Origin of the sequence: Treponema sp. UBA753 (assembly GCF_002297325.1) — a bacterium.
In the GTDB taxonomy this organism is placed as follows: Bacteria; Spirochaetota; Spirochaetia; order Treponematales; family Treponemataceae; genus Treponema_D.
The window spans coordinates 1-1,627 of sequence record NZ_DBKJ01000089.1; the positions used below are offsets into that span (position 1 = coordinate 1).

The 1,627-nt window shown below is 38.8% G+C and carries 2 protein-coding genes; both read left to right on the plus strand.

Translation table 11 applies throughout. The annotated features are described in order from the left end of the window. Positions 1–561, plus strand: a 561-nt coding sequence (locus B4C08_RS07780; protein WP_296664269.1) for a DHHA1 domain-containing protein, incomplete at its 5' end; no start/stop codon positions are given. 29 nt (positions 562–590) lie between these two features. Beyond that, positions 591–1,571 (plus strand): M23 family metallopeptidase, encoded by a 981-nt coding sequence (locus B4C08_RS07785; RefSeq protein ID WP_296664270.1) that lies wholly within the window; start codon positions 591–593, stop codon positions 1,569–1,571. Positions 1,572–1,627: the final 56 nt, after the last annotated feature.

Here is a 1,627-nt window from a genome sequence, read left to right on the forward strand (position 1 = left end):
GTGGGAAATCTTGTTGTAGGCTCAATGAGAAGCTGCCGTGGATATGACGTAACTGATTTTCTTGACCAGCTGAAGGATTTGTTTGTAAGTTACGGCGGGCACAACTTTGCGGCCGGATTCAGTTTTGAAAAAGAAAAGTTCGAGGAATTCAAAAGACGCACAAAAGAACTTTCAGGCACAATAAATCTTTCTGACAAAACTGACGAGATTCAAATTGACGCAGAGCTTCCGCCGGCCTACATGACACCAGATTTGAAAAAAATCATAGACAGATTCGAGCCGACTGGAAACGAAAATCCCAAGCTTGTTTTCTTAGCAAAAAATCTTCCTATTGTTTCCGGGCTTGTAATGGGAAAGGCAGAAAAGCAGCACTTAAAAATTACCGTTGACTGCGGAAAAAACAAATGGCCTTGCATCTTTTGGAACGAAGGCGAGCGGCTTCACAAGGATTTTAATGTGGGAGACAAGGTTGATATAATTTTCAACATAGAGCGGAATGTTTTTAATGGAACAGAAACGCTTCAGCTTATGCTTTTAGGAATAGAAAAATCAGTTCAGTAAAAAAATTAAAAATATTTTGGGAGTAAAAAATGAAAAAGAAAATTTTAGTTTCGGCGTTGATTTTTATGTCGGCTTTTCTTTTTGCGAGGGAAGCTTTTTATACAGGAGATGATTATTGCATTTCTGCGGAATACAATGATAAGGCATTTCCAGGCGATGCGGTTTTTGTGAAAATGACTTTTTCACAGTCGGCAAAAAAGGGAAAGTCTTCAAAGGTTGAATTTTCAAATGCAAATGCGTTCTTGCAGCTTTTTGCGGAAGGAAAGCTAAGCAGGGAAAGTGCTTTTTTCACAGTTTCAAAAAATACAAAAACCACTAGGACGTTTCTTGCAGGCATTCCGCTTTCAACTTGGTGGACGGAAGATACAAAATGCTTTTTGAAAATTATCTATAGCACTGACGGCGCAAAAAAAATGGAATTCGAGCTTCCTTTTACTCTGGAGAAAAAAGAATTTATTTCAGAAGCGATTGACCTTGATGAAACGAATTCAAATATAAAAACAGACACAAGCTTAAAAAGAATGGAGCAAATAAGAAAACTCAATGGAATTCTTGAAACTGCAAATCCTTCCGCAGTTTACCAGACAACACCGTTTTTGCTTCCGACAAATTCAACAAGACGGACATCTTTTTTTGCAGACCGCAGGGAATACAAATACACAAACGGAAAATCAACGACAGGACTTCACTACGGAATCGACTTTGGAATTCCAGAAGGCTCGGAAGTTTCAGCTTGCGCAGAAGGAAAAGTTGTTCTTGCAGAAAACCGCGTTACAACAGGCTTGAGCGTTGTGATAGAACATTTGCCTGGACTTTATAGCCTTTACTATCACATGAGCCAGTTAAAAGTAAAAGAAGGCGACACAGTAAAGGCCGGGCAAGTAATAGGATTTAGCGGCTCAACAGGGCTTGCGACAGGTCCTCATCTTCACTGGGAAATGCGGCTGAATATGGAAGCTGTAAATCCTGACTTCTTTACTGGAGACTTTGCATTTTCCGGGAAAAACTAATTTTTAACTATTATCTATCAGGTTCAATTTCAAATTTTATGATTTAATGTCATTAT

Excerpts from the sequence above, each read along its gene's own strand:
- B4C08_RS07785 (WP_296664270.1), top strand. The coding sequence starts at position 591 with ATGAAAAAGAAAATTTTAGTTTCGGCGTTGATTTTTATGTCGGCTTTT.